The organism is Lysinibacillus sp. NPDC056232 (assembly GCF_042267565.1).
Taxonomy (GTDB): domain Bacteria; phylum Bacillota; class Bacilli; order Bacillales_A; family Planococcaceae; genus Lysinibacillus.
On sequence record NZ_JBHJTF010000102.1, the window covers coordinates 1 to 1,281 of the forward strand.

The window sequence follows — 1,281 nt, forward strand, 5'->3', positions numbered from 1 at the left end:
CTCTCTGAGTCGACATTTTCTGCGCCTAGCGTCTACAGATTTTCTCCACATTCGGATGGTTGCCCTCTGACCTGCGGAAATTTTCGCGGACCAGATATTTCCATCTGGAACGAAAAAACGCCCGCAGGTGGACAAAACCGCAGGTCAAACACTTGCGGAAAGACGCTACCCGGGCGGACGGAGAAAAATATCGTGACCGAGGCCACATCCCCCCTCCCGCAGTACATGACCGTAGCCGAGGTAGCTGAAGAGCTGCGCGTCACGCCCATGACTGTCTACCGCTGGATTGCGGACGGGGAGATCCCCGCCCTGAAGCTGGGCAGGCGCACGTACCGCATCTTCCGCGAGGACTACCTGGCCTACCGCGACCAGCGCCACCAGGACGCCCACGACCGCGCGGACGCCGCCGGTAGGCCGGCCCCCGCACCCCACGTCCCCGGACAGACCGAGTTCCCCATGCCACGGGTCATGCCCGGACCCATCGACGGCATCGCAGCCCTGTGACCGCCCGTCGCGAATACCGCGGCCCCCGCTGCACCTCGTGCGGCCACCCCGGACAACTCACCGATGGCTCCTGCGCGTCCTGCCTGACCGACCCCGCAGCCATCCCCGAAGACCCCACGCCGACGCGGCCTCCTGCTGCGCCGGCACCTCGGCCTGCCCGCGTGGCCATCCCCGCATGGCTCGCGATCGAGTCGGCCGCGTCCGCTCGCGCACGCCAGCACCGGGCGGCCCGCGGCAACTGACCACCCCTGGACAACTCCACAGAGGCGCCCTTCCCCGGGCTCGCCAGCGCGACGGGACGACGTGACGCGCTGGCACCCGCACCTACCCTTGGCAGCTCGGTGCACTGCCCGCCGGCTGATCCCCGGTGTAACGCCGTTAGACGGAGTGCCGCACAGCCGACCCTCTTCACTCGGCAACGATCTCTCCCGAGACGATCACGCAAACGGTGGGCCTGGAGCCCTGCGCGATCGACCCCCGGGACCAGGTGCCGCGCACACGCGCGAGCGGGCAAGCACTCTGGGGGAGTAGGTCCGGGACGGACCGGTACGGTCGCGGTAGCGACCGCCCTAGACCTCAGCCGGGTTGGGGGGTGCAGACGCCGGCCGGTGGGGGGTACGAGATCAGCACGAGCGAAAGCCCCGGGACGGGGCGCTACCATCGCGGGACGCGATTGTCAATCACGCGCTGCGAAGCAGCAGGCGGGGATGATTAATGCCAATCGTATTGTGAAGAAAGACGTGGCAACAATGAAGGTCGTAATTAATGGTGCAGGAG

1 protein-coding gene is annotated in these 1,281 nt (G+C 67.1%); it reads left to right on the forward strand.

The window, feature by feature from the left end:
* The first annotated feature begins 192 nt into the window (after window positions 1-192).
* Window positions 193-504 carry a helix-turn-helix domain-containing protein gene (locus ACFCYJ_RS27460; RefSeq protein WP_375821541.1) on the forward strand — a complete coding sequence of 104 codons (312 nt, stop codon included), beginning with the start codon at window positions 193-195 and terminating at the stop codon, window positions 502-504.
* The last annotated feature ends 777 nt before the right edge of the window (window positions 505-1,281 follow it).